Genomic DNA, 23,065 nt, shown 5'->3' on the forward strand with positions numbered 1-23,065 from the left:
TATATGGAGCGCCGCGCCCGTACGGAAACGGAGCGGCGCATAATCGTCCGTTCGCCGGTTCGCACCGGTCAGCCTTTGACCGCCCCGGCGGTAATGCCGCGGACGAGCTGCTTGATCCCGAGCACGAGCAGCAGCAGAGAGGGCAGCAGCACCAGGGCGACGCCGGCCAGCACGAGGTTCCACGAAGTCATCTCCTCGAACTGCAGCATGCTGATGCCGATCTGCACGGTACGGAGCTTCTCTCCGTTGGTGATGAGAAGCGGCCACAGGTACATGTTCCAATGCGTCAGAAACGAGTAGACGCCAAGTGTGGCGAGTGCAGGGCGCGACAGCGGCAGCACGAGCCGGAAAAAGCTTCGGATGTGCCCGCAGCCGTCCATCTTCGCCGCCTCGAACAGCTCGCCCGGCAGCTGCAGAAAAAATTGACGGAGCAGGAACGTGCCGAACGCGGATGCGAGGAACGGCACGATCAGCCCTTCATAGCTGTCCAGCCAGCCCCAGCTTTTGACGGTCAAGTAATTCGGAATCATCGTCACTTCCCACGGAATCATCATAGTGGAAAGGAACAGGACGAACAGCGCTGTCTTGCCGGTGAATCGCAAATAGGCAAATGCGTAGGCGGCCAGGCTCGCGGTGAGCAGCTGTCCGATCATGATCGCAGCCGAGATCAGGAAGCTGTTCCCGATGAACCTGAAGATCGGTACCGTTCGCGTTACCTGCAGCAGGTTGTCCCAATTCAGTCCGCTCGGGATGAGCTTGGGCGGATAGGCGGAGGCTTCGGCCTGCGTCATGAAGGTGGCCGAAAACGTGAACAGAACCGGGTACAGCATCAGTGCGGCGGCTATGATCAGGACGGCGTAAATGACCGTATGTTGCAGGCGGGAAGTCATTGATAATGCACCTTCTTTTCAAACCATTTGAACTGCAGCAGCGTCAGGATCAGGATGATCGCGAACAGCACGAGCGCCTGCGCGCTGCCGATGCCGAAGCGGAAGTTAATGAACGCATCCTGATAAATGTTATATACGACGACATCCGTCGTGTTCATCGGTCCGCCCTTGGTCAAAATATGAATTTGCCCGAACGACTGGAACGCCCCGATGACCGATACGATGAATACAAAAAATAAAGTAGGCGATACGAGCGGCAGCGTCAGCTGCACGAAGGTGCGGACCGGTCCGGAGCCGTCGATTTTGGCGCTGTCGTAAATGTCCTCGGAAACGCCCTGCAAGCCGCTCAGCAGCACGATATAATTGAAGCCGAGATTCATCCAGACGGTCATCAGCGAGACGGAGAACAGCGCCCACGCCGGATCCGTCAGCCAGCCGACGGCCTTAATGCCGGCCAGACTTAGAGCATAGTTCAATATACCGACGCTAGGGTGATACAGCATCATCCAGATGACCGAGCCGGTTCCGACGGAAATGGCGATCGGCAGCGAGAATATGAATTGAAACGCGCGCATGCCGCGCAGCTTGTTATGAGTCAGGGCGGCCAACAGCAGCGCAATCGCAATGCACGTCGGCACGGTCAGCAGCGTAAACGACAACGTAACTTTCAAGCTTTGATAAAATTTCTCTGACATAAACAGTTCCCGGAAATTGTCCATTCCGACAAAAGCGGCGATCCGTCCGCGCGGATCCGTCAAATGCATGCTTAAATAGATCGATTTCAATAACGGGTAGAAGAGGAAAACGCCGAACAACAGAAGCGACGGAGCCAGGAACAATCCTGCCAGCATATTTTCTTTGAAACGCATGCCGCGGAGGCTTTGAACCCGACCGGCGCGCTGCTGAGGCTCGGCTTCAGCGGGTGAGGGCAGACGAAGGTCTTGTTCGAGTAGACTCATGAACTTGATTCACTCCTAACGTTTTCTCGTCGTCCCGCGATTGAGCGCGGGAGCGTGGGCTGCCTGCCGTCTCTTGCCTGCCCGACCGGCCGCCTTGTTTATTGCCTTGTTCAGTATAACGGGCGTTTGTAAAACGGAGGTCAAGGGTATATGAAGATTTTATGGAGCGGGTCGAGATCTTTACTAAACATTTAATTTTGCGGGCTGTTCGCATAAACAAGCTAATTCCGTATGCGCCTGACAGCCGGTCGGATACCTTTTTATACGATGGATAATTATGGTACTATATGAAGAGACATGGGGACAGGCGATGGTTTTACGGATTCGCAGGCGGGAAAGTGGTCATGCTAGTCAATAGAGAGAATATGTTTCCAACAGGTCAAAAAGCAGTGCGCGCCCTTTCCATACGTCGGATGGGCCGGGAGTACGCGTTTTGTTGTATAAGCCTGCGTCTGCGTATTTTGACAGAAGGAGAGGCGGAATGAGCGTATACGGAGTTAAGGTGGTCACCTTGTATAAAAACAAATTGGTCATCGTCAAGCAGTTTAGAGAAGGCAAAAAAAGATTTACATACGAGCTCCCCGGCGGGAGACTCGAGCATAACGAAGATTTGAGAGAAGGCGCACTCCGGGAGCTGAGCGAAGAGACGGGGCTGGTTGCAGGCAGTCTGATCGAGCTGGGAACGTTCAGCATTCCGAAAAGTCCGGTTATCATTACGCTGTTTTTCACTAACGATATTATTGAAGTGCAGAAACAGCAGCTCGATAAGGATGAAGACATTCATGTGCTGTATGTGGATGCTGCGGAGGCGTTTGCCCATATCGGCAGCGGCAAGTGGCAGGATACGAGGCTCGGGTTCGGCTTGATTTTGGCCAGATCGAACGGGCTGATCTAGTTCGGCAAGGGAACTGCAACGGATCGGAAGCATGATCCACCTGCGCAGCGGCTATGGATTCACCGGTTTTTGGATACGGGAATGGGTCGAACGCTTGGCGGTTGTTTCCATGAAAGAGAGGAGAATTCTGCGGATGGGAACGATTCTTTACATGGTCAGGCATGCGGAGGCGCCGTTTTCGCTGGAGCGAGAAAGGGAACGAGGGCTGTCGGACCGAGGGAAAAAGGCTGCGGCCTTGGTAACGGAGCTGCTCGCGGACTGCGGTATTGCCGCTGTCGTTTCGAGTCCTTACGCAAGGGCGGTCGAGACGGTGAAAGGGCTGGCCGACCGCATGGGCATCCCGATCGAGCTTGAAGAGGATTTGCGGGAAAGGCAGCTGGCGGGCATCGATTATATAGTGGAAGACCGGGATTTCATACCGGCGGTCGAGAAGCTGTTTGCGGAGCCGGACTTTTCGTTTCCCGGCGGAGAATCGAACGCGGCTTCGCAGCGGCGAAGCGTCGCCGCCCTGCGGCGCGTCATGGAGCGCCACAAGGGCAAAAGCATTGCCGTCGGCACCCACGGCAATATAATGACGGTGATGATGCAATATTTTAACAGCAGCATCGGCCTGGCGTTTTGGAAACAGACGAGCAAGCCGGATATATATAAGATGGAGTTCGACGACACCGGCAGCCTGATAGCAATAAACCGGCTGTGGGAGGAGGCCGGTTCCGGTTGACCTTTCCGGCACGTTTTAAAAATAACGTTCACGCTGAAGGCGGCGGGTACGGCGTATTCGTCCGCACCGCCGCCTAGTGCATTGAAACGTAAATATGGCAACGATTAAAAACAGAGAACTTTTCCCTTATACATCCATTTGAATGGTTTATCCATCGTGCCGTACGAGTCGGCTGGAAACGCCGCGCGGCTGGATTGTCTCGCCAGGATGCCCGATTTGCCCTTCTGCCCAATAAGTTTATTTAATGAAGAATTTAAAGTTTCCCATTTGATTGACTGTAGTAATAAATGGCGAAGTCAAAAAAAAGAGGCTGCATCAGCAGCGATCTTAGTAGTTCAGCCTTACGGATTAGCATTATGCCAATCTTGGAGTAATTGATTCGATGAAGCTTCAATATTAGAAATTGTCTTTTGCATATCCTGGCTGCCATTGCTATATCTAATAATTTCATCTTGGATAATTTTGTCCATATCAGTGAATGAAGGTACCCATGGTTCTAAATATTTCGTGTAATTTTTAGAATGATCTGCAATAGTTTGGATAATTTTATAATGCGGATTCTTTTCTAAAAATTGTTTAGTTTTTTCTAGTTCCATTGCATGGGAATTCATTGGATAGTAACCAGTGCTCATAAACCAGTCTGCAGATATTTCAGGTGTAGCTAAATATTTCAAATAATCCCAGGCACCGAGAAGGGAATCTTTGTTGTTGCGATCAAATAAATAAACGGCTGATCCACCAATACCCGTACCATTAGTGCTGTCTTTATTGACACGAGGCAATTCTGCTACCCCTACATCAAATAATCCGGCATCAATGATGTTTTGTTTTACATTACCCATAGATGAAGTGGATGCTGGCATAATGGAATACAACCCGGATTGGAATCCTTTCATCGGAGAAGCATCCGTGTATTCTACGCCACCAGTGTCAAGAACTTTTTTCCATTCTGTTAACAATGTTTGGAGTGTACCATCAGTAGTCATCGAAATCTTGGTTGGCGTATCTAAATGTCCATCTTCATTATTGAAAATATACTTGTTCTGGCCTTGCATAGGAATCCATGTTCCCAGCAGGAAGAAACGCAATTGAATACCGATGCCGTAACGAGTAATTTTATTATCTTTAGTGACAGAAAGTGCTTTTACTGCTTTCGCTAACTCTTCAACTGTTTTCGGCGGCGAATTTGGATCTAAGCCCGCTTCTTTGAAGTGATCTTTATTATAATACATCATGATCGATGAGTTAGAAAATGGCAGGCCAAGCATTTTATTATTATACATTGCATACTGCATAGCATTTTGATTCAAATCATCCAGGTTAATCCCTTTAGCATCTTGCTTGACAAAATCTTGGACAGGTACAATATATTTTGAATTTTTCACATCAAAAATCCCTTTAGAGCTTAGTTGCATAATATCCGGCAAATCTTTCTGAGAATCAGATTGCAGAATAGCCGCTAATTTCGTGGCTGCTTCATCGTAAGCACCTTGAAAAATAGGAGCAATTGTAATTCCTTTTTCTTTACCCACTGTTTCATTATATTGTTTTGCAGTTTGCTCAATCTTTTGTGCGGCTGTACCGGTCATAGAATGCCAGAAGATAACTTCAGTCGGTTTATTTGGCAATAAGTTTCCATCCGTTGGAACGACAGAAGTGGCTTGTTCTTCCTTAGAAATGGCGCTTGTTGAATTTGTAGCTGCGCCTGACGAACATCCCGCTATTAGAGAGATACAGAGTACGATACCCGAAAATTTAGTCAACCATTTGCTCATGTCCACTTACACTCCTCGATAATAGATGAATTGTTCATTGAATTTACTGACCTTATCAGGTTGAGCCTGATGATTATTCAGCAGCATTGGCATGAAATCGATCCACACAATACCGGCCGATTTGATAGGCATACCGAGCCGCTGAATCTTTTAATGCTTCAGGCATTTGCTTCGTTAATCCATAAATTTCATAAGTAAAATCACCCGTGTATCCTATGTCCCACAGTGCATCTATCGCTTCTTCCCAGTTGACAGTACCCATAAAGGGTACAAAATGTTGGTCAGATATTGCCGTATTATCATTAACATGAAGTGCAACTAAGCGACTTCCTAAAACTTTTACCGGACGAGATAAATCCCGATACATACGATGTCCATGACCAAAATCCCAACATACACCAATTCGCTTATCGTTGAAGGAATCTACTAATTCTACTAATTCTTCGGCACGGGCAGAAAATTTACGGTGTTGAGGATATTCAATCATATTTTCAAAAGCAAACCCAACACCTTTTTTAAGCGCTAGTTCAATAGCATCGGCGTAAAATTGTTGATTAAATGCTATACTTGCTTCCTCGTCATATTCCGTTTCCTCACATTGGGTAAACGGATGAACAACAGCCCATGAAACACCCAGCATGCTGCTGGCAAGCACACTTCGTTCCAAGTGTTTTTCGTACAAAAGTCGCTGATCTTCATTTTTCCAAGTTGGCATATATCCTGGATTATACGGTAAATGTGATTGTGAGAACGTAACACCAAGTCGTTCCGCTTCATTACGGATATTATATAATTCATTTTGCCAATCATCTTCCCATAGTTCAGTTCGGGTAAAGAAAAACTCGACAAAACTAAAATCTAAACATTCAAATCCGGCCTGTCTGCAACGTCTCACAGATTCGATATACGGTGTATGCATACGTCCGACGCGGCCTTTTCCAAACAAATTTGTAGATGTCACTAATCGCATGAGACTACTTTACCTTTCCGGATTTAGGTAAACTAGCTAGAGCAAGTAGATATTCTCCTACTTCATAGCAAAATCTAGCAGTCAAATTTTTAAGTTCATCCGGCATGTAATTGTTCGTTTTAATTTCATAAACGAAATCACCTTTATACCCGATCTCTGTAAGCAACGGCATAATCGTTTCCCAATCGATATTACCTAAGAAAGGTAATAAATGATCATCTGTCGTACCATGATTATCATCGACATGAAGGGCAATAATCTTATCGCCTAGAAGCCGAATTGGACGAACCTGGTTTTTATATACGCGGTTTCCATGACCAATATCCCAACAAATACCAACGTGTGGATCGTTAAAGGAATCAACTAAAGTAATAAGCTCCTCTGCGATTGAACCAAAACGTCGTTTATTATTCAAATCCGCCATATTTTCAAATGCAATATTTACATTCAATTTTGCAGCTTCTTCGACAATAGAATCGTAGAATTGATGGTTGAGTTTTAAGTTTGCTTCTTCGCTATGCTCTTCAACCACTTGCTCCGTTAATGGATGAACAACAGCAGCTTTCACACCTAGCACATGACTAGCAACTAGAGAGCGCCGAGTGATTTCATCAAAAAAGGTTTCTTCCTCAGAACCGGCAGGATATGGCTTATTGCCAGGTAAATAGGGTAAATGAGATTGCGAGAATTCAACACCATAATGTTGTGCGGCGATTTTAATTTTTTCAAGCTCTGCTTCCCAATTAGGGCCATTTAATTCGGTTTTGTTATGAATCATTGCACACATATTGAAATCTAGCACAGAGAAGCCTGTTTCTTTGCATCTTTGGATCGATTCAATATAGCTAATGTGATCATCAGTGCCTCTTTTTTCTCGAAATAGGGTTGTCATAGTCGCTAATCTCATATTATCGCCTCCACGATTTTTATAAATGCAATATTGTCTTCACCCCATTACTTTAACCGACCCACGTATGATCATGGATGGTTCGATAATTAAGGTTACCTCTTGTGCATTTTGCTTTTTGATACGATTAATCATCGTCATGCACGCCATTTCACCCAGCTGCATCTTATGTCCATCGATGACGGTTAAAGAAAATGGAGCGTGTGTTGAAAGCACCGACTCTTCATAACTAATGATGGAAACATCTTTCGGTACAGAAATTTCTTGTTCGTATAAAAATCGAATCATTCCTGCGGTAATCCCGTCACTTCCGCCAAAAATTGCAGTTGGTCTAACTCCCTCATTCCACAATTGCTTCAGAGCTTGATATCCCCCCATCCCTGTATACGGCGAATGTATGAAATAAATTTGCTCCATATTTACGCCTTTTTCTGCAACAGCTGCTGCAAAACCATTTTGTTTCTCTTGCGAAATCGAACTATAAGCAGGCCCGCTTATAAATGCGATTTGCCGATGTCCTAGTTCCAACAAATATTTAGCTCCTAAATAACCAACCTTATTGGCGTTAACTGAAACAGAATCAACGCCCTCATGTCTACGTCCAATAATGACAACATGAATTCCTTGTTCAAGGACAAGATTAATAAATGCATCGTCATACAATCCACCAATTAAAAATACACCGTCTACTCGTTTATTTTTAATTAAATCAGGCAGTTTTGCTTGACCCGATACTGAAAACCGTTCAGTAAGCAAACTGTAATCCGTATTTTTTAAACAAGCATTGATTCCGTATGTAACATCATAAAGCAATGTTTCAGGCACAGAGTCCAGTACATAAGGCAGAGATGTCTCGTCTGAAGTCAAAAAGATCAGCCCGAACGTTTTCGTTTGGCTTGTTGTCAACGCCCGTGCTGCCATATTGGGAACATAGCCCAGCTTATTAATCGTTTGCCACACTTTATGTCTCGTTTCTAATTTCACTTTATCACTCTCATTAATGACTAATGAAACTGTACTTTTGGAGACACCGGCAGCCTTTGCAATATCCAAAATAGTTACGTTCATCAACATGCTCCTTTTATTGGAACGTTCCAAAAAACTATCCCTATCGTAAGGTAAGATGATGAAATATTCAATTTAAGATATTGTAAAACTCTAATAAATATTAAGTGTTTATTAATCCGTTGACACTCGTTAAAAGCATAATGTAACATGAACTCCATCGAAGCGGGGTTTATCACATACCTAATCGCTCTAAAACTGGAACGTTCCGATTTTATAGTGATTACTAAGTCAATAACTAGCTGGGGGAAATTTTTTTATGGCGATTTTTACAAGCGCTGCTAAGAAGACAAATGTATTGCCGTCACTTACGCGGCTATCAAAACGAAGAAAAAGAATTCAGACCTTTAAAGCCTATTTATTTTTAGCTCCAATCATCCCATTTATATTAGCATTTGATTATTTCCCGTTTATTCGGACTTTTATTTACAGTCTTTCTAAAGTTAATTCACGAGGTGAGATTGTAGATTTTGTCGGATTGCAAAATTACATTAACATTTTCGGTCGGAAAGATTTTATAAATTCGGTTCTCGTTACTTTAAAATTTACTGCTATGTATGTTCCACTTGCTATTATTTGTCCCTTATTATTAGCGTTAATTGCTTCCCGGAAAAAACCATTTTCTAGCGTCTATCAACTTCTGTACTCCATTCCAATGGCAGTATCCATGGCGGCTACTTGTTTAATATTTGAAAATATGCTGACTCGCAATGGGTTGCTAAATTATATTTTGAGTTTATTGGGATTCATGAGCAATTCAACAGATATCAATTGGCTAGGTGATGCTACATGGGCACTTCCATCGCTGGTCATGGTTTCCGTTTGGACTTTGATGGGATTTGACTTTATGTTATTGCTTGCTGCCGTTCGTAATGTTCCGCAGGATTTAAGTGAATCGGCAGTTATCGATGGTGCTGGCTATTGGACAAAAACGTTAAAAATAACGATCCCCATGATCAGTCCAACCTTGTTTTTTGTCACTTGTACACAGATTATTGTAGGATTAACAACCATAGCGCCTGTCATGATCCTTACCCATGGAGATCCGCTTGGTAAAACCTCTACACTCATTTATTATGTATACACAACGGGATTCCGTAGTCTGAACTATACGGTTGGCAGTACAGCGAGTATTATTGCATTTTTGCTTACACTAGTATTTTTACTTGTTAACTTCTTATATGAGAAAAGAGGGGTTGTTTACGAATGAGTTTACAGCGATCGTGGAGAACCTATCTAAGTACAATATTAAGTATAATTCTTGGATTACTAGTTGCATTTCCACTGTTTTATGCAATCTTCGCGGGGTTTAAAACCGAAGGGGAATTCGGCGCTTATCCACCAACAATATTACCAAATAGTTTTGCTTATCTGGAAAATTTTAAAGAAGTCCTATTTCATACTATGATTCCTAGATTCATGTTGAACTCATTTATGATTGCAATAACAATTACCGCAGTCCGCTTAATATTATCGACTTTAGCAGCCTATGCATTAGCATTTTTAAATTTTCCAGGTCGTACATTCATTTTTATCTTCATTCTTGGAACGATGATGATCCCCTCTGAAGCATTACTAATTTCGAATTTTATTACGGTTAGTAAATTGCATCTTTTAAATACGTATTTAGGAATCATGATTGTATCCTTTGTCAGTGCTACACAAGTATTTATGTTTAGACAAAGTTTTAAGAGCATATCCGGAACGTTAAGAGAAGCTGCTTTCTTGGATGGCTGCGGTGATTTCAGATTTTATGCAAAGATTTGTATGCCTGTATCTGTTCCTATCATTACTTCATTAGGGCTATCCTCCTTCGTAAATGTATGGAATAGCTATTTATGGCCGCTGCTTGTAACGACTAAAGAAGAAATGAGAACGGTGCAGGTTGGAATAACCTTATTATCTGCGCATGAAGGTAGCAACTATGCGCTTGTATTCGCGGGAATCACCATTATCCTGATCCCTTCTATTATCTTTTTTATGTTTTTTCAACGCAATATCATCGGCGGTATGTTTAACGGCTCCGTTAAAGGTTAACTGGCGCCGTTCTTTGCTGACTAATCCAGACTAAAAAGAGAGATGACATATGTGTATGGAAGTAAAATTTGGACAAAAAGCTTCATAGCCATTTGCCTTAGCAGCTTTTTTATATATGTAACTGTTTATATGTTCAACACCACATTCCCGGCTTTTGTCAAAGAAGCCTTTCACGTCAGTGACCGGCAAATGGGCTTAGTCATTACTCTATGGTCGGTGGGTGTTGTCGCTTTTCGGTTATTTTCCGGCCGATGGATCGAACGTTTTGGAATGAAACTTACTGCTATCTTTTCATTAATATTATGTTTTCTGGCTGTAACGATTTATTTAGGCGTTTATGGTATTGTATTTTTACTCTCTATACGCTTGATACATGGCGGTAGCTTTGCGGTCGCTGCAACTGCTACAAGTGCCTTAGCTACAGATCTGATTCCTGAATCTCGAAAAGGAGAAGGCATTGGGTACTTTAGTATGTTCATGAGTATTGCCATGGTCATCGGCCCAGCAAGTGGAGCCTATTTGATAAATGAAAATCGTAACGGTCATGCTCTTTTTACCGTTAGCTTAATTTTATCGGGTCTAGCCGTTATATGCTTACTATTTGTCAGGCACTCACAACAAGCATCTGTAAAACTTGTAACGAATGAAAAAGTGTCTTGGGGTCATTTATTAGAGAAAAAAGCGATTCCAATTTCACTCGCAGGATTCGTTCTGTCATTTTCCTACAGCTCGTTAACCTCGTTTATCTTTACTTATACAAAAGAAATAAATTTAGGCCATTTATCGGGTCCATTTTTTGTTGTTTTTGCTCTTATTATTATTGTTTCAAGACCACTTGTCGGTATGATTTTGGATAATTTTCGAGAACATTATATTGTGTATCCAGGGATAATCAGCTTCGCAATCGGAGTGATACTGCTAAGTCAATCAGAAACAGGATTTATGGTATTACTTTCAGCAGCGATTATTGGGTTAGGTTATGGAGCGCTATTTCCATGCTTTCAGATATTAGTTATTCAATCAGTTGCCCAAGAGCGTTGCTACATCAACCTTTTTTTTATTTTTTGATTTAGGCTTTGGTATTGGGGCATTTGTACTTGGATGGATTGCAAGTATGACAAGCTATAAAGAAATGTATCTTGTTGCAGGAATCGTTGGCTTAACCTGTAGTGCTATTTATTATGTCGTACATCATCATCCATTTCTAAAGAAACTAAATGAGAAGTTCCAAAGCAACTCCAAGTAGATACGAATTGCTAAGATCCTGATTTCCATTTCTGAAGAGTTAATGGCGCTATTTGATGACCTGGCCGGGATCCTTTCGGACCGTTATGTTAGATCGGTTCCTCGCTTATCAGCGTCAGGCCGCAGGAAGGACATTCTTTCGTGTTCGCGGCAATCCGGAATTGGCAGGCGGGGCACCGCTCCTCCGGAATAACGGAGGCGTTCGCCGCCGCTGCCCGCAGGCGGCCTCGTCCTCCGGTAAAGTAGCTGCCGATTCGTTTGCCGTCGACCTCTATGACCTGCAGCTCTTCTGTAGGCAGCCAGACGATCCTACCGTGGGAATCGCTGACCGCCGCTGCCGGAATTTCCGTTGGATCCTCCCAAGGGGACGGATTCCCTCCCTGCCGTCCCGACCGGTGAACGAGGAAACCAGTCCCGATCAGGACATAGCGTCTGCCGGTTGGTTTATGCAGTACGATCGTGGCCATCGTCATTTCCTCCCCGAAGTGGAACTTATACTCATTACCCATCTTTTCCGAAATACGAACATGATGCGGCTCCGTTACCGGAGTCACACCCCGAGCATGACCGACAGCTCGGCATGGGCCTCGGCAAGCCAAGGGTGTACGACCTTCAGCTGTTCGCGACGGCTCCACAAATAATCGATGTAAACGAAAACTCCATGCTCCAGCGAGACGTCCAACTGCTCGAGCAGCTCGGTTAAGTAAAGAGGGCGGCCGGCTTGATCCCATTCGATCTTGTCCGCTATAAATACGATCCGGTCGAGCACGGTGCTGGACGCTTTCAAGGTTGTGTGGCATTCGATCGCATCGAGCACCGCGATGTTCTCTATACCGAATACGTCGCGGGCGATTGTCCGCGAAAGCTTCTGGTGAATAATCATCGGGAATGCTGCTTCCTCGGGAAGAACGTCGATATTGAGCTCCCAGGCGGCGCGGATTCTGTCCTGGTTGGGGATGATTGTGCTGATGTCATGCAAAAAGCCTGCCGCCCGTGCGCTGTCCGGATCACCGCCAAAGCGGGCGGCCAGTCGTTCCGCTTCATAGCCGACTTTGAGGCAGTGCCCGGCGGTATGCGGGCAATGATGGAGACGCAGGAAGCGGCTCGTATCCTGTTCCAGATTGCCTGAGAACGACATGCTTTCTTTCATATTTTGCAGCAAGGGGTACAAGACGTTCACCTCTTTCCAGGGAGTAAGATGGATGTGTGCAGGACAGGCTGACGATTGTGGCAGTTGGGAGACGGTAGAGATTAGCGGCAGGGACGAAAGCGAAGAAAAGTGATGAAGCGGAGCAGGGACCATGATCCTTCGCCGCCGCGGGTAATATTGTGCATTGCCCACCGTGGAGCGTTGTAGATGAGGCGGCACCGGTGCAATGCCATGAAGCGCTGCAGATGAGGCGACGCCGATGCGCTGCTCGCCATGCGTCTGCGGGCTGGTCGAGCGGGGCAGGGGCTTGAATCAAGTGCGCCGCGGACAAGATCGCCTCATGATTCCAATGTAAGCTTCATGCCTGTTTCCGCCAATGTTACGGCGGTGGGAAGCGGGTAGCCGACTCTGACGTCGACGCCGTGGGACATATGGGTGAACACCGTCCTCTGCGGCTGTACTTCTGCCAGCAGCCCCAGGGCTTCGACCATATCGTACACCGAGCGGCCTTCCTTGTCAGCGTGCTCCTCGTAGAAATTCGTGCCGAGCACAAGCAGCCGCAAGCCGCGCAGCGGAACCTTCTGCTCCTCGCTGAGGTTGATGGCATCCGGGCAGTAAGCCCAACTGCAGCAGTCGGCCGCAGGACCGGCAGCCCGCTTGTCGAATCGATACGCGTACGAATAGCCGTTCTTGCCGTGGCATACTTTCCATGGCCGGATGGACCAGCGTCCCCATTCCATTCCGCCGCTGCAATCGTGATAGGCCAGCTGATTTTCCAGCCACGGAAATTGCCGGCGCAGCGTCAGCAGCACGTCGGAGGGCGCATACACATGCCCTTGCTCGCGCAGCCAGCGGCAGGCGTCGGCCCACTCCGGCAGGCCGGCGATATGGTCGAAATGGGCATGCGTAATCAGCACATGCCCGATGGACTTCTTGCCCAGTCGTTCCATCTGCGTCCGCCATTCCGGCCCGCAGTCGATCAGCAGCTCGCCTGCGTCCGTCTCCAGCAGCGCGGACGAGCGTAAACGGCGGTTCCGGCCGGTTGTTCGGGCTTCATTACATACTTCGCAAGAGCAATACACCCTGGGAACCCCCATCGAATCGCCGGTACCCCAAAAGGTTAAACAGTCTGTATTCGTCATTATATGGCGCTCCGTCAGCAAGATGAGATGCGTACTACAAGCATAACAGGAATGAAGGGAGCCAACAAGCCGCCCCGCAGCAAAAAGCGGTATTGGGTCGACCGCCGTCATGCAACGCCTCACCGTGAGCTGGGAGCTTCGCGCGGGTACGGAAGATAGCGGCGCTTGAGCCGGAAGAACAGGAAGAACATAGTTCTTGACGGGTTCCACATTGTATAGTTATGATAAACATTGTTGAATAAAATTAAATTAGGAGACTAGAGCGATGATGGATCTGGGGAATAAGATTAAAAAGCTGCGTACCGAGCAAAACCGAAACTTAATGGATATAGCCAATGCCTGCGGCTTTTCGAAAAGCTTGCTGTCCAAAATCGAAAACGGCAAAACCGTGCCGCCCATCTCTACGTTGATGAAAATTGCCGATGCGCTGGGTACGAAGGTTTCGATCCTGCTCGACGACCAGCAGCGTTCGGGTACGATTTTTACGGATAAGGAGACGAGCACTTCCAAAATGGTCAAAACGGAGAAGGGCTATTCGTTTTTCACCTTTGCCGTCGAGCGGAGCGAGAAGCTGATGCAGCCGTTTTTGTTTATTTCGCGAAAAAAAGAGCATGACAGCAAAAATGTGTACAGCCACAACGGGGAAGAATTCATTTATATTTTGGAGGGCGAGATGCGGTACAAGGTAGGCAGCTCGGAATATACGCTGAAGCCGGGCGACAGCCTTTATTTCGATTCCATCGAAAAGCATACGTTAATCCCGATTACCGATGAGGTCAAGTATGTGGCTGTATTTACCCAATCGAAAGCGAGCGAGGAATAGGCGGGAGAGTCATCGATGGCGAAAACAAGGGGAAAGCGGGACATCCTGCGAAACCTTTGTTTTTTTTTGTAGAAAGCGATTGCAATATAAAAAAAGCTGGTGTACAATGAATGCAAGTCAACATAGTTGAATAAAGTACAACATGGTTAAGTAAATGTAAAAAGGGTTTAAGAAGATGTAAAACGGTTGAAATGAAATTGAAGAGACTCCTGCAGATTGAATTTGAAAAAAGGAGGGATTCACAGCGACTACAGACGTGCAATCCGGCAGCCTGCAAGGGCGGCTTGAGCAGCAGGCGTCAGGAAGGACGACATTCCGCTAATGAAACGCTGCATGCTGATGAGCAGCTGGTATTCAAGCACGGCCAAAAAGAAAACGCTTACACTTAGCTTTTATTTCAATTATTGAACTTATTAATAATTTTAAAAGGTGGAGAACAAAAAATGAAAACGTTCAAAGTAGGTATCGTAGGCGCAGGCGGCGTTACGGAATTGCATTTTGTAGGCTACAAAGAACATCCGGAACGGATCGAGATCACGGCCTTATGCGATCCGAATCCTGAAGCGCTTCATGCGAAGGCGGACAAATACGGCGTTCCGCAGCGGTTTACGGATTTGCGCGAGTTTATTCAAAACAGCGGCATCGATGTGGCGGTTGTGTGCACGCCGACATCCATCCGCAAGGAAATCGTATTCCCGCTTATTGAGGCAGGCATTCCGGTGTTCGTTGAAAAACCGTTCTCCGACACATTGGCCGAGGCGACGGAAATTACCGAGAAAGCGAAACAGCGCGGCGTGCCGATATCGGTCAACCAAAACTTCAGGCGCCATTTCCCGTTCGATCTGATCAAGCAAAAAGTGGCCGAAGGTACGATCGGCAACGTAACCTCGATGATATTCACAAATATCTTTTTCAGGCAGGATGTAGGCTGGCGGCTGGAATGCGAACGGAATGCGCTGTCCGTGATGGGGATCCACTGGTTTGACGGGTTCAGGCAAATTCTCGGCTCCGAGGCGGTATCCGTCGTATGCCAGAACCGTTCTTCGTCCGCCGTCAACTGCGCAGGCGAAACCGACGCCACCGTACAGGTCGTGTTTGAGAACGATACGGTCGTCACGTACGTCCAAAGCTTCTCCTCCACCTTCAACAAGACCGACTTGATCGTCATCGGAGAGACGGGAACGATCGTCGCCAATCACGGCAAAGCCGAGCTTTACCGTAAAGGCGAGAAAACGCCGTCGCAAACATGGGACAACAAAATATCGAGAGAAATCGCTACATACGAAGGCTTGAACCATCTGTTGACCTCCCTCGAAACGGGAAGCGAAGCGCCCAACAGCTCGAGAGACAACCTGAAAACGATCGCTATTCTCGATGCGGCTTACGTTTCCGCGGAGGAGCAGCGCGCCGTCTACTTGAAGCAGGGCGTCCAGGTGTAACATCAAATAAGATTGAAGTGGAAGGTAGTGCGTATGGATACACAATCGACTGCTTTACAATCGGCCACGGCGGAGAAAAAGAAGCGGAACGCGCTATTATCCGATCTGCGGCGCGACAAATACCTTTACTTGCTTGTCATACCCGGAATTATCTTTTTCATTGTTTTTAAATATGTGCCTATGTGGGGGATCATTATCGCTTTTCAGGAGTATTCCCCGTATGCCGGTATTTGGAGCAGCGAATGGGTTGGCCTGGAGCATTTTATCCGTTTTTTTTCGAATCCCGATTTTTATTTGCTATTTCGCAATACGATGATGATCAGCTTGTTGAATCTGGTGTTTTTCTTTCCGCTCCCGATCGTGCTTTCGCTGCTGCTGAACGAAGTCAACAATCAGGTGTTCAAAAGGCTTATTCAATCGATCGTCTATTTGCCGCATTTTTTGTCATGGGTTATTATTGTCGGCATTTCGTTCCTGCTCTTGTCCCAGTCCTCCGGCGTCATCAATATGATGATGGTGTCGCTGGGCTTTCCGAAGTACGATTTTCTGACGAACACCGATACGTTCTGGGGACTGCTCGTGGCGCAAAACATTTGGAAGGAGACGGGCTGGGGGACGATCATCATTTTGGCTGCGATTACGGCCGTCGATCCTCAGCTTTACGAGGCGGCCAAAATGGACGGGGCCAACCGGTGGCTGCAGGCATGGCATGTCACGCTGCCGGGCATCCGGAGCGTCATTCTGGTGCTGCTCATTTTGCGGCTCGGCCATATTATGGATGTCGGCTTCGAGCAAGTATTTCTGATGAGCAACGGGGCGGTAGCCAAATATGCCGACGTGTTTGAAACGTATGTATACCGCAACGGGATTCAGAGCGGGCAGTTCAGCTACAGCACGGCCGTCGGCCTGTTCAAATCCGTGGTAGGCCTTATACTCGTTGTTTTCGCGAACAAGCTGGCCAAACGGCTTGGCGAGGAGGGAGTCTACTAATGCATGTAAGCCTGGGTGGGCGCATATTTAATGTCATTAACGCGGCACTGCTCGTTGTCGTAGGACTCGTTACCTTGTTTCCGCTGTACTATGTATTTATCGTATCGTTCACCGATCCGCATGAATTTTTGCAAAAAAACGGCTTTGTCCTGTTTCCGCAAACATGGTCGTTAGGCTCGTACCGGTACTTGCTGGACACCGATACGTTTAAGAACGCGACGCTCGTCAGCGTATTTCTGGCGACGGTCGGGACCGGGCTGAGCTTGATTTTCACGGCCGCCATGGCGTTCGGGATTTCCCGGAAAAGGCTGAGAGGCCGGAAAATCATGATGATGATGATTTTGCTGACGATCTTGTTCAATGCGGGCATTATTCCGAACTACTTGATCGTTCGCGATCTGGGGATGATCAACAGCGTCTGGTCGCTCATCATTCCGGTGCTGGTCAGCGGATGGAACGTGATTTTGATGAAAAGCTTTTTTGACAGCATTCCCGTCGAGCTGGAGGATGCCGCGATGATCGACGGCTGCAATGACCTCGGCACGTTTTTCCGGATTGTGCTGCCTCTGTCCGCGCCGGCTATGGCGGCGTTCGGGCTGTTTTATGCGGTAGGCTATTGGAACACGTTCTTTAATGCGATTTTGTTCATCAACGACTATACGAAGGTGCCTCTGCAGGTTGTACTCCGTACGATGCTGATCGATTCCGAAACGTCGACAGGCGGGGCGAGTGCGGCCGAGATGGTATCGGAAAACCAGCTTCCGAAGCAAACGATCAAAATGGCGGCTGTCGTCATCGCAACGCTTCCTATTCTGGTCGTATACCCGTTTTTGCAAAAGCATTTTGCCAAAGGTGTCATGCTCGGCTCCGTCAAGGGCTGATTTAATCTCAGTTTTTATATTATGGGGAGGGTCAAATATGAAAAAAGCTTCAAACAAACGCGCGCTTGCGGTCGCATTATCCGCTTTGGCGGTGCTGACGGCGGCGTGCTCCGGCGGAGGAGGCGGCGGGACGGCTAAATCGGACGACGGAGGAAAAAAGGAGGGGCCGGTCACCCTGAATATTTTCAGCAACTTCTCGATTGCCCAGCCGCCTTCGCCGGATAATCCGGTAACGAAGGAATTCGAGAAACGGACGAATACGAAGCTGAACATTACGTGGGTATCCGACACCGTGTTTAACGATAAGCTCAACGTATTGCTCGCCTCGGGCGACCTGCCGGACATGATCCGGCTGCCGGACACGACCGTTCCGCAGTTTTTGACGATGGTGAAGCAGGGCGCGTTCTGGGATCTGTCGCCGTACTTGAAGGATTACAAAAACTTGATGGACTCGCCGAAGAGCATGTGGGACAACTCGAAAATTAACGGCAAAAACTATGTCGTGCCCATTGTGCGTCCGATTGAGGGCGGAACTACATTTTTCATTCGCAAAGATTGGATCGATAAGCTGGGTCTGAAAATGCCGACGACCTTGGATGAACTGTACCAGGTCATGAAGGTGTTCAAGGAGAAGGAGCCTGACGGTAAAAAGGGTACTTTCGGCTACACGATGCGTACGAACGACCAGATTGAATTCATTTATACGGGCGCGAGCAGCAAATGGAAGGTGAAGGACGGCGGTTTGGTCGACATCAATTTCATGCCTGAAATGAGAGAGTCCATTTTGTACAGGAAGAAGCTGTTCGACGAGCAGCTCATTCCGCCCGATTATTCCGTCATGAAAAATGAGGAATGGGTCGATCTGGCGACAAGCGGGAGAGTGGGCATAACGACCGAGACGATCGAAGCGATGTGGCGGTGGACGTACGATCAATGGAAGCGCGATTCGAAGGTGAACTGGGAGCCGATCGTCTCCTTGGCCGCAGGCGCAGGGCCGTTTCAGCAGCAGAACAGCGGTTTCATCGGCGTCTTTGCGATACCGAAGAGCGTCCCGGAGGCGAAAATGCGCAAAATTTTGTCGCTGCTTGACTACGGCGCTTCGGAGGAAGGCAGCACCTTGTCGCAATACGGCATCGAAGGCGTGCACTACAAGAAGGAAGACGGCTTCTTCGTCACGAACGAGCAGGCGGTTAAAGACAATCTGGGAACCGGGTCGTTCGGCAAGCTGTTCATGAAGCACGATCCTTATATGTACGCTTATGCGCCGGGCATGCCGAAGGAAATTTTTGAGAAGAACAAAAAAATTATCGACGCCAAAGCGAAAATCAGCGTACCACGGCCAGAAATCGGGCTCGTTTCGGAAACGAACAACAAGCTCGGGGCCGATTACAACAAGAAGCTCGCCGATTTGAAAACGCAAATTATTATGGGCAAGGCCGGTATCGAGGCATGGGATAAAATGGTTGCCGATCTGAAGCAGGACGCCAACTATCAAAAAATTATCCAGGAAATGAACGCAGCCTATAAAGAACGTCTGGCAGCTAAGTAAACCCGAAAAAGGAGAATGAGTGTATGGCTACCATTACTGATTTGAGAAAGCAAGACAAGCAGCGCGTGTTGAATGAGAATTGGGGCAAAATCCAATGGCTCTGCGGGCAGGATATCGATGCGGCGAGCGAGATGACCTTCGGTATGGTGTATATCAACGCAGGCCAAGCCAATCCGAGACACGTGCATCCGAATTGTGAGGAAATTATTTTCGTACTGTCCGGGGAGTGCGACCATACGTTGGGTGACGAGACGTTCCATCTCGAGCCCGGCATGATGTTGCGTATTCCGCGCAATGTGCCTCACAATGCGACAACGACGAGCTGGGAGCCATGCCGGATGATTATCGCCTATTCGGCGCCGGATCGGCAGACGATCGGGGAATAAGGAGAGCCTACAGTTCATCGACAATCTCCAAGGATTCCGTTTTCGTAGTTCTATGAAACGATTTGCAAGATATATATGTTAAGAGGAGACTTGCTATGAGCATAAAGCTGGCATTTTCAAGACCTACCTCCACGGCGGAGGAGCAGGCTCTGCTGTTTCGGCAGTACAGGGCAACCGGTTATGAGGGCTTGCAGCTGAAGGGGGCGCAATACGCCCCATATATCGCGGATCCGGCGGGCTTCAAGGAAGCGTGGGGCGATGCGCCGGGGCTTGGGTCGGGGCTAATTGCCGGCGGCCGGCTGGACGAAAGCGGCATCGAGCAGCTTCGCAGCGTGTTCCGGTTTGCGGCGGGGATCGGCACGGAGCTGATCGTCTACTGCCACGGAATTCCGCGGGCGGAAGTGACGTCGGACGACATTCGCCGGTATGCGGACGTACTGTCGGAGCTGGGGCGCGAAGCCTCGCAGCAGCACGGAGTCAAGCTGTCGCTGCATCATCACTATAACAACCCGGTCATGCATCGCGACGATTTCGACCTGTTCTTCGACAGAATCGCCGATCGGTCGGTCGGCTTGACGGTCGACACCGCGCATCTCGTGAAGTCCGGCATCGATGACGTCGCCGAAGTGATCCGCAGCTTCGGTACTGTGATCGATAACTTTCATATGAAAGATTTCGAGCAAGGCGACTGGCGGGTGCTCGGGCAGGGAGCCATTGATTTCAAGCCGATCTTCGGCGCGATCCAGGCTATCGGCTATAACGGCTGGATGTCGGCGGACGAGGAAAGCGGCGGCGAGGTGGTCGAAGGGATGAAGGCTTGCTATGCATTTATGCGCAGCGGGCTGAAGTAAGCGAACGGCGGCTGGAGTGAAGCACGGGTTGGCGAACGGATGAACGGTTAAGAAAGAAACCGGCTGAATGATTGGACCGAATGAATGAACAGAACCTTGAAGGGGTTGATGTTTATGGGGAAGAAGGCCGTATTGATCGGAGCTATGGACACCAAAGGGCAGGAATACCGGTTTGTCCGGGACACGCTGGAAGCATGCGGCGTCGAGACGTTCGTTATCGACACCGGCGTGCTGGGGGACCCGGTATTCCAGCCGGATGTCGCTGCGGACGAGGTGGCGCGTGCTGGGGGATCGAGCATTGAGGAGCTGCGCAGGCTTAACGACCGGGGAACGGCGGTCGCCGTCATGACGCGCGGGGCTGCCGGGCTGATCGCCGGTCTGGAGGCGCGCGGCATCGTAGGCGGCATGTTCGGCATGGGCGGCACGGCCGGAACGACGGTTGCCGCTTCGGCGATGCAAGCGCTGCCCATCGGAGTTCCGAAGCTGCTCGTTTCGACCGTGGCCTCAGGCAATACAAGACCTTATGTGGGCGTTAAGGACATTATGATGATGTATTCGGTCGTCGATATCGCGGGTATCAACCGGCTGTCGCGCCGCATCCTGAGCAACGCGGCCTATGCGCTGGCCGGCATGATCCGGCAGCAGGAGCTGGAGGAGGAAGCTGCGGACGACAAAGTAACGCTCGGCATTACGATGTTCGGCGTAACGACTCCGTGCGCGACACGCGTCCGGGAGAGGCTGGAGGAGAAAGGGTACGATCTGCTCGTCTTCCATGCCACCGGCACCGGCGGTCTGGCGATGGAGGAGCTGATCAAGGCCGGCTACATCAAGGGCGTCGCCGACATTACGACGACGGAGCTGGCCGACGAGCTGGTCGGCGGCATCTTCACCGCCGGGCCGAACCGGCTGGAGGCGGCCGGCTCGGTCGGCGTTCCGCAGGTCGTCTCCGTGGGCGCGCTCGACATGGTTAATTTCGGACCGCCGGAGACGGTTCCGGCGCAGTTTAAGGACCGCAACTTTTATCAGCATAACCCGACAACCACCTTGATGAGAACGACGGTTGCGGAGAACCGGGAGCTGGGCCGGATACTGGCCGGCAAGCTGAATGCGGCCGCATCGCCGGCGGTCGTCCTATTTCCGAAAGCGGGCGTCTCTTTATTGGATATGGACGGCAAGGCGTTCGACGGCAAGGTGGAGCGCCAGGCTTTATACGACGGCATCAAGCAGCATCTCCGGTCGGACATCCGGATGCTTGAGATGGATACGGATATTAACGATCCGGTCTTCGCCGATACGATTGCGGACCATCTGCTTCGTCTGATGGACGGCGTCCGGCAGGCTTGACGCAAGCGGCGCAAGCGAAATAACAACAACGAAAGGAAGAAAAACTGACTATGGCGATAGCAAGACAAGAGATTATTAGCCGGCTTCGCTCTCAAATCGAGCAGGGCCGATTCATCGTAGGCGCCGGCGCCGGGACGGGCTTGTCCGCAAAATGCGCCGAGACGGGCGGCGTCGATATGATCATTATTTACAATTCCGGCAGATACCGGATGGCGGGGCGAGGCTCGCTGGCCGGGTTGATGCCGTACGGCGACGCCAACCAAATCGTCGTCGACATGGGCGGAGAGGTGCTGCCGATCGTGCGCGATACGCCCGTATTGGCCGGCGTTTGCGGCACCGACCCGTTCCGGTTGATGGACGTATACTTGAAGCAGCTGAAAGAAATGGGCTTCTCCGGCGTTCAAAACTTCCCGACCGTCGGCCTCATCGACGGCACGTTTCGGCAAAATCTGGAAGAAACTGGAATGGGCTACAATCTCGAAGTGGAGATGATCCGCAAGGCGCATGAACTGGATCTGCTGACCACGCCGTATGTGTTCAATGAAGAGGATGCCATCGCCATGGCGCAGGCCGGAGCGGACGTGCTGGTCGCACATGTCGGACTGACCACGAAGGGCAGCATCGGGGCGAAGACGGCATTGACGCTGGATGAGTCGGCCGACCTTGTGCAGCGCATTCATGATGCCGGCAAGAGCGTCAATCCCGACATTATCGTCATTTGCCATGGCGGTCCGATTTCGGAGCCGGAGGATGTCGACTATGTGCTGAGACGGACCAAGGGCGTCGCCGGATTTTTCGGGGCGTCCAGCGTGGAACGCTTGCCGACCGAGGTCGCGATCACGGAGCAGGTAAAAAGGTTTAAATCCTTAACAAATTCATAAGCTTCCGGATGCACAAGAAGCAGCCGGCCCCGACGCAGTCCTGTTAACAGGCCGCGGTGGAGGGCGGGCTGTTTTTTTACTTGAACGTATAAGTTTTGTATACTTGGCTTCGCACAACTTTGGCAAACGCGCTCGTCCCTTAAGATTGGCGAAGCCGTTTATCCT

The 23,065-nt window shown here is 48.9% G+C and carries 23 protein-coding genes; 14 read left to right on the top strand and 9 right to left on the bottom strand.

The features are described from left to right. Positions 1-68 precede the first annotated feature (68 nt). Positions 69-890: a carbohydrate ABC transporter permease gene (locus E1757_RS25745; RefSeq protein WP_133233583.1), complete on the bottom strand. Its 822-nt coding sequence runs from the start codon at positions 888-890 to the stop codon at positions 69-71. Beyond that, complete coding sequence (locus E1757_RS25750; protein ID WP_133233585.1) at positions 887-1,849, bottom strand: carbohydrate ABC transporter permease; 963 nt, start codon at positions 1,847-1,849, stop codon at positions 887-889. Before E1757_RS25750 ends, E1757_RS25745 begins: the two co-directional genes overlap by 4 nt. 481 nt (positions 1,850-2,330) lie before the next feature. Between E1757_RS25750 and E1757_RS25755 the strand changes: the two genes are divergently transcribed. Both E1757_RS25755 and E1757_RS25760 read left to right on the top strand, forming a co-directional pair. Beyond that, complete coding sequence (locus tag E1757_RS25755; RefSeq protein WP_133233587.1) at positions 2,331-2,744, top strand: NUDIX hydrolase; 414 nt, start codon at positions 2,331-2,333, stop codon at positions 2,742-2,744. Between the two features lie 133 nt (positions 2,745-2,877). Next, the gene (locus tag E1757_RS25760; protein WP_133233589.1) at positions 2,878-3,465 is read left to right on the top strand and encodes a histidine phosphatase family protein; all 588 of its coding nucleotides are present in this window, start codon (positions 2,878-2,880) and stop codon (positions 3,463-3,465) included. Positions 3,466-3,806: 341 nt separating this feature from the next. Here E1757_RS25760 and E1757_RS25765 read toward each other — a convergent pair whose 3' ends face one another. From E1757_RS25765 to E1757_RS25780, 4 genes are all read right to left on the bottom strand, one after another. Beyond that, on the bottom strand, positions 3,807-5,240 hold the full coding sequence (locus tag E1757_RS25765) for an ABC transporter substrate-binding protein (RefSeq protein ID WP_133233591.1): 1,434 nt from the start codon (positions 5,238-5,240) through the stop codon (positions 3,807-3,809). A 73-nt stretch (positions 5,241-5,313) separates the two neighbouring features. Then, the gene (locus E1757_RS25770; RefSeq protein WP_133233593.1) at positions 5,314-6,210 is read right to left on the bottom strand and encodes a sugar phosphate isomerase/epimerase family protein; all 897 of its coding nucleotides are present in this window, start codon (positions 6,208-6,210) and stop codon (positions 5,314-5,316) included. Positions 6,211-6,214: 4 nt separating this feature from the next. Next, positions 6,215-7,117 carry a sugar phosphate isomerase/epimerase family protein gene (locus tag E1757_RS25775; protein ID WP_133233595.1) on the bottom strand — a complete coding sequence of 301 codons (903 nt, stop codon included), beginning with the start codon at positions 7,115-7,117 and terminating at the stop codon, positions 6,215-6,217. Between the two features lie 39 nt (positions 7,118-7,156). After that, positions 7,157-8,185 carry a LacI family DNA-binding transcriptional regulator gene (locus E1757_RS25780; RefSeq protein ID WP_133233597.1) on the bottom strand — a complete coding sequence of 343 codons (1,029 nt, stop codon included), beginning with the start codon at positions 8,183-8,185 and terminating at the stop codon, positions 7,157-7,159. A 256-nt stretch (positions 8,186-8,441) separates the two neighbouring features. Here E1757_RS25780 and E1757_RS25785 point away from each other — a divergent pair, with 256 nt between their 5' ends. From E1757_RS25785 to E1757_RS25795, 3 genes are read left to right on the top strand one after another with little or no spacing between them, the layout of a single operon-like run. Next, on the top strand, positions 8,442-9,392 hold the full coding sequence (locus E1757_RS25785; RefSeq protein ID WP_133233599.1) for a carbohydrate ABC transporter permease: 951 nt from the start codon (positions 8,442-8,444) through the stop codon (positions 9,390-9,392). Continuing rightward, the gene (locus tag E1757_RS25790; protein WP_133233601.1) at positions 9,389-10,219 is read left to right on the top strand and encodes a carbohydrate ABC transporter permease; all 831 of its coding nucleotides are present in this window, start codon (positions 9,389-9,391) and stop codon (positions 10,217-10,219) included. The genes E1757_RS25785 and E1757_RS25790 overlap by 4 nt, the downstream gene beginning before the upstream one ends. Before the next feature lie 51 nt (positions 10,220-10,270). Further along, entirely contained in the window at positions 10,271-11,287 is a 1,017-nt protein-coding gene (locus tag E1757_RS25795) for an MFS transporter (protein WP_165972293.1), read from the top strand. Between the two features lie 266 nt (positions 11,288-11,553). On the opposite strand, the gene E1757_RS25800 is transcribed toward E1757_RS25795, so the two are convergent. The 3 genes from E1757_RS25800 to E1757_RS25810 form a co-directional block, all read right to left on the bottom strand. Beyond that, positions 11,554-11,931 carry a zinc ribbon domain-containing protein gene (locus E1757_RS25800; protein WP_133233605.1) on the bottom strand — a complete coding sequence of 126 codons (378 nt, stop codon included), beginning with the start codon at positions 11,929-11,931 and terminating at the stop codon, positions 11,554-11,556. 83 nt (positions 11,932-12,014) lie between these two features. Next, entirely contained in the window at positions 12,015-12,635 is a 621-nt protein-coding gene (gene yqeK, locus E1757_RS25805; protein WP_246079497.1) for a bis(5'-nucleosyl)-tetraphosphatase (symmetrical) YqeK, read from the bottom strand. A 317-nt stretch (positions 12,636-12,952) separates the two neighbouring features. Then, positions 12,953-13,756, bottom strand: a complete 804-nt coding sequence (locus tag E1757_RS25810; RefSeq protein ID WP_133233607.1) for an MBL fold metallo-hydrolase — start codon at positions 13,754-13,756, stop codon at positions 12,953-12,955. A 265-nt stretch (positions 13,757-14,021) separates the two neighbouring features. On the opposite strand from E1757_RS25810, the gene E1757_RS25815 reads away from it, so the two are divergent. From E1757_RS25815 to E1757_RS25855, 9 genes are all read left to right on the top strand, one after another. Beyond that, positions 14,022-14,579, top strand: a complete 558-nt coding sequence (locus tag E1757_RS25815; protein WP_246079499.1) for a helix-turn-helix domain-containing protein — start codon at positions 14,022-14,024, stop codon at positions 14,577-14,579. 443 nt (positions 14,580-15,022) lie between these two features. After that, positions 15,023-16,018: a Gfo/Idh/MocA family protein gene (locus E1757_RS25820; protein WP_133233609.1), complete on the top strand. Its 996-nt coding sequence runs from the start codon at positions 15,023-15,025 to the stop codon at positions 16,016-16,018. A gap of 33 nt (positions 16,019-16,051) precedes the next feature. Continuing rightward, on the top strand, positions 16,052-17,008 hold the full coding sequence (locus tag E1757_RS25825; RefSeq protein ID WP_133233611.1) for an ABC transporter permease: 957 nt from the start codon (positions 16,052-16,054) through the stop codon (positions 17,006-17,008). Beyond that, entirely contained in the window at positions 17,008-17,889 is an 882-nt protein-coding gene (locus E1757_RS25830; RefSeq protein ID WP_133233613.1) for a carbohydrate ABC transporter permease, read from the top strand. The genes E1757_RS25825 and E1757_RS25830 overlap by 1 nt, the downstream gene beginning before the upstream one ends. Positions 17,890-17,926: 37 nt before the next feature. Beyond that, on the top strand, positions 17,927-19,438 hold the full coding sequence (locus E1757_RS25835) for an extracellular solute-binding protein (RefSeq protein WP_133233615.1): 1,512 nt from the start codon (positions 17,927-17,929) through the stop codon (positions 19,436-19,438). Between the two features lie 23 nt (positions 19,439-19,461). Beyond that, positions 19,462-19,824, top strand: coding sequence for a cupin domain-containing protein (locus E1757_RS25840; protein ID WP_133233617.1), 363 nt, complete (start codon positions 19,462-19,464; stop codon positions 19,822-19,824). Positions 19,825-19,919: 95 nt separating this feature from the next. Then, positions 19,920-20,675 (top strand): sugar phosphate isomerase/epimerase family protein, encoded by a 756-nt coding sequence (locus tag E1757_RS25845; protein WP_133233619.1) that lies wholly within the window; start codon positions 19,920-19,922, stop codon positions 20,673-20,675. 114 nt (positions 20,676-20,789) lie between these two features. Beyond that, positions 20,790-22,019, top strand: a complete 1,230-nt coding sequence (locus E1757_RS25850; RefSeq protein ID WP_133233621.1) for a Tm-1-like ATP-binding domain-containing protein — start codon at positions 20,790-20,792, stop codon at positions 22,017-22,019. A 50-nt stretch (positions 22,020-22,069) separates the two neighbouring features. Continuing rightward, complete coding sequence (locus tag E1757_RS25855) at positions 22,070-22,900, top strand: phosphoenolpyruvate hydrolase family protein (RefSeq protein WP_133233623.1); 831 nt, start codon at positions 22,070-22,072, stop codon at positions 22,898-22,900. The last annotated feature ends 165 nt before the right edge of the window (positions 22,901-23,065 follow it).

Origin of the sequence: Paenibacillus piri, from assembly GCF_004354045.1 — a bacterium.
Lineage (GTDB): Bacteria > Bacillota > Bacilli > Paenibacillales > NBRC-103111 > Paenibacillus_S > Paenibacillus_S piri.

Bases quoted from the DNA above. Each gene is read 5' to 3' on its own strand.
- E1757_RS25815 (WP_246079499.1), top strand. From the start codon at position 14,022: ATGATGGATCTGGGGAATAAGATTAAAAAGCTGCGTACCGAGCAAAAC.
- E1757_RS25765 (WP_133233591.1), bottom strand. From the start codon at position 5,240: ATGAGCAAATGGTTGACTAAATTTTCGGGTATCGTACTCTGTATCTCT.
- E1757_RS25840 (WP_133233617.1), top strand. From the start codon at position 19,462: ATGGCTACCATTACTGATTTGAGAAAGCAAGACAAGCAGCGCGTGTTG.
- E1757_RS25835 (WP_133233615.1), top strand. From the start codon at position 17,927: ATGAAAAAAGCTTCAAACAAACGCGCGCTTGCGGTCGCATTATCCGCT.
- E1757_RS25830 (WP_133233613.1), top strand. From the start codon at position 17,008: ATGCATGTAAGCCTGGGTGGGCGCATATTTAATGTCATTAACGCGGCA.
- E1757_RS25780 (WP_133233597.1), bottom strand. From the start codon at position 8,185: ATGAACGTAACTATTTTGGATATTGCAAAGGCTGCCGGTGTCTCCAAA.
- E1757_RS25790 (WP_133233601.1), top strand. From the start codon at position 9,389: ATGAGTTTACAGCGATCGTGGAGAACCTATCTAAGTACAATATTAAGT.
- E1757_RS25800 (WP_133233605.1), bottom strand. From the start codon at position 11,931: ATGGCCACGATCGTACTGCATAAACCAACCGGCAGACGCTATGTCCTG.
- E1757_RS25810 (WP_133233607.1), bottom strand. From the start codon at position 13,756: ATGACGAATACAGACTGTTTAACCTTTTGGGGTACCGGCGATTCGATG.
- E1757_RS25745 (WP_133233583.1), bottom strand. From the start codon at position 890: ATGACTTCCCGCCTGCAACATACGGTCATTTACGCCGTCCTGATCATA.
- E1757_RS25850 (WP_133233621.1), top strand. From the start codon at position 20,790: ATGGGGAAGAAGGCCGTATTGATCGGAGCTATGGACACCAAAGGGCAG.
- E1757_RS25760 (WP_133233589.1), top strand. From the start codon at position 2,878: ATGGGAACGATTCTTTACATGGTCAGGCATGCGGAGGCGCCGTTTTCG.
- E1757_RS25750 (WP_133233585.1), bottom strand. From the start codon at position 1,849: ATGAGTCTACTCGAACAAGACCTTCGTCTGCCCTCACCCGCTGAAGCC.
- E1757_RS25770 (WP_133233593.1), bottom strand. From the start codon at position 6,210: ATGCGATTAGTGACATCTACAAATTTGTTTGGAAAAGGCCGCGTCGGA.
- E1757_RS25755 (WP_133233587.1), top strand. From the start codon at position 2,331: ATGAGCGTATACGGAGTTAAGGTGGTCACCTTGTATAAAAACAAATTG.
- E1757_RS25845 (WP_133233619.1), top strand. From the start codon at position 19,920: ATGAGCATAAAGCTGGCATTTTCAAGACCTACCTCCACGGCGGAGGAG.
- E1757_RS25825 (WP_133233611.1), top strand. From the start codon at position 16,052: ATGGATACACAATCGACTGCTTTACAATCGGCCACGGCGGAGAAAAAG.
- E1757_RS25785 (WP_133233599.1), top strand. From the start codon at position 8,442: ATGGCGATTTTTACAAGCGCTGCTAAGAAGACAAATGTATTGCCGTCA.
- E1757_RS25820 (WP_133233609.1), top strand. From the start codon at position 15,023: ATGAAAACGTTCAAAGTAGGTATCGTAGGCGCAGGCGGCGTTACGGAA.
- E1757_RS25855 (WP_133233623.1), top strand. From the start codon at position 22,070: ATGGCGATAGCAAGACAAGAGATTATTAGCCGGCTTCGCTCTCAAATC.
- E1757_RS25775 (WP_133233595.1), bottom strand. From the start codon at position 7,117: ATGAGATTAGCGACTATGACAACCCTATTTCGAGAAAAAAGAGGCACT.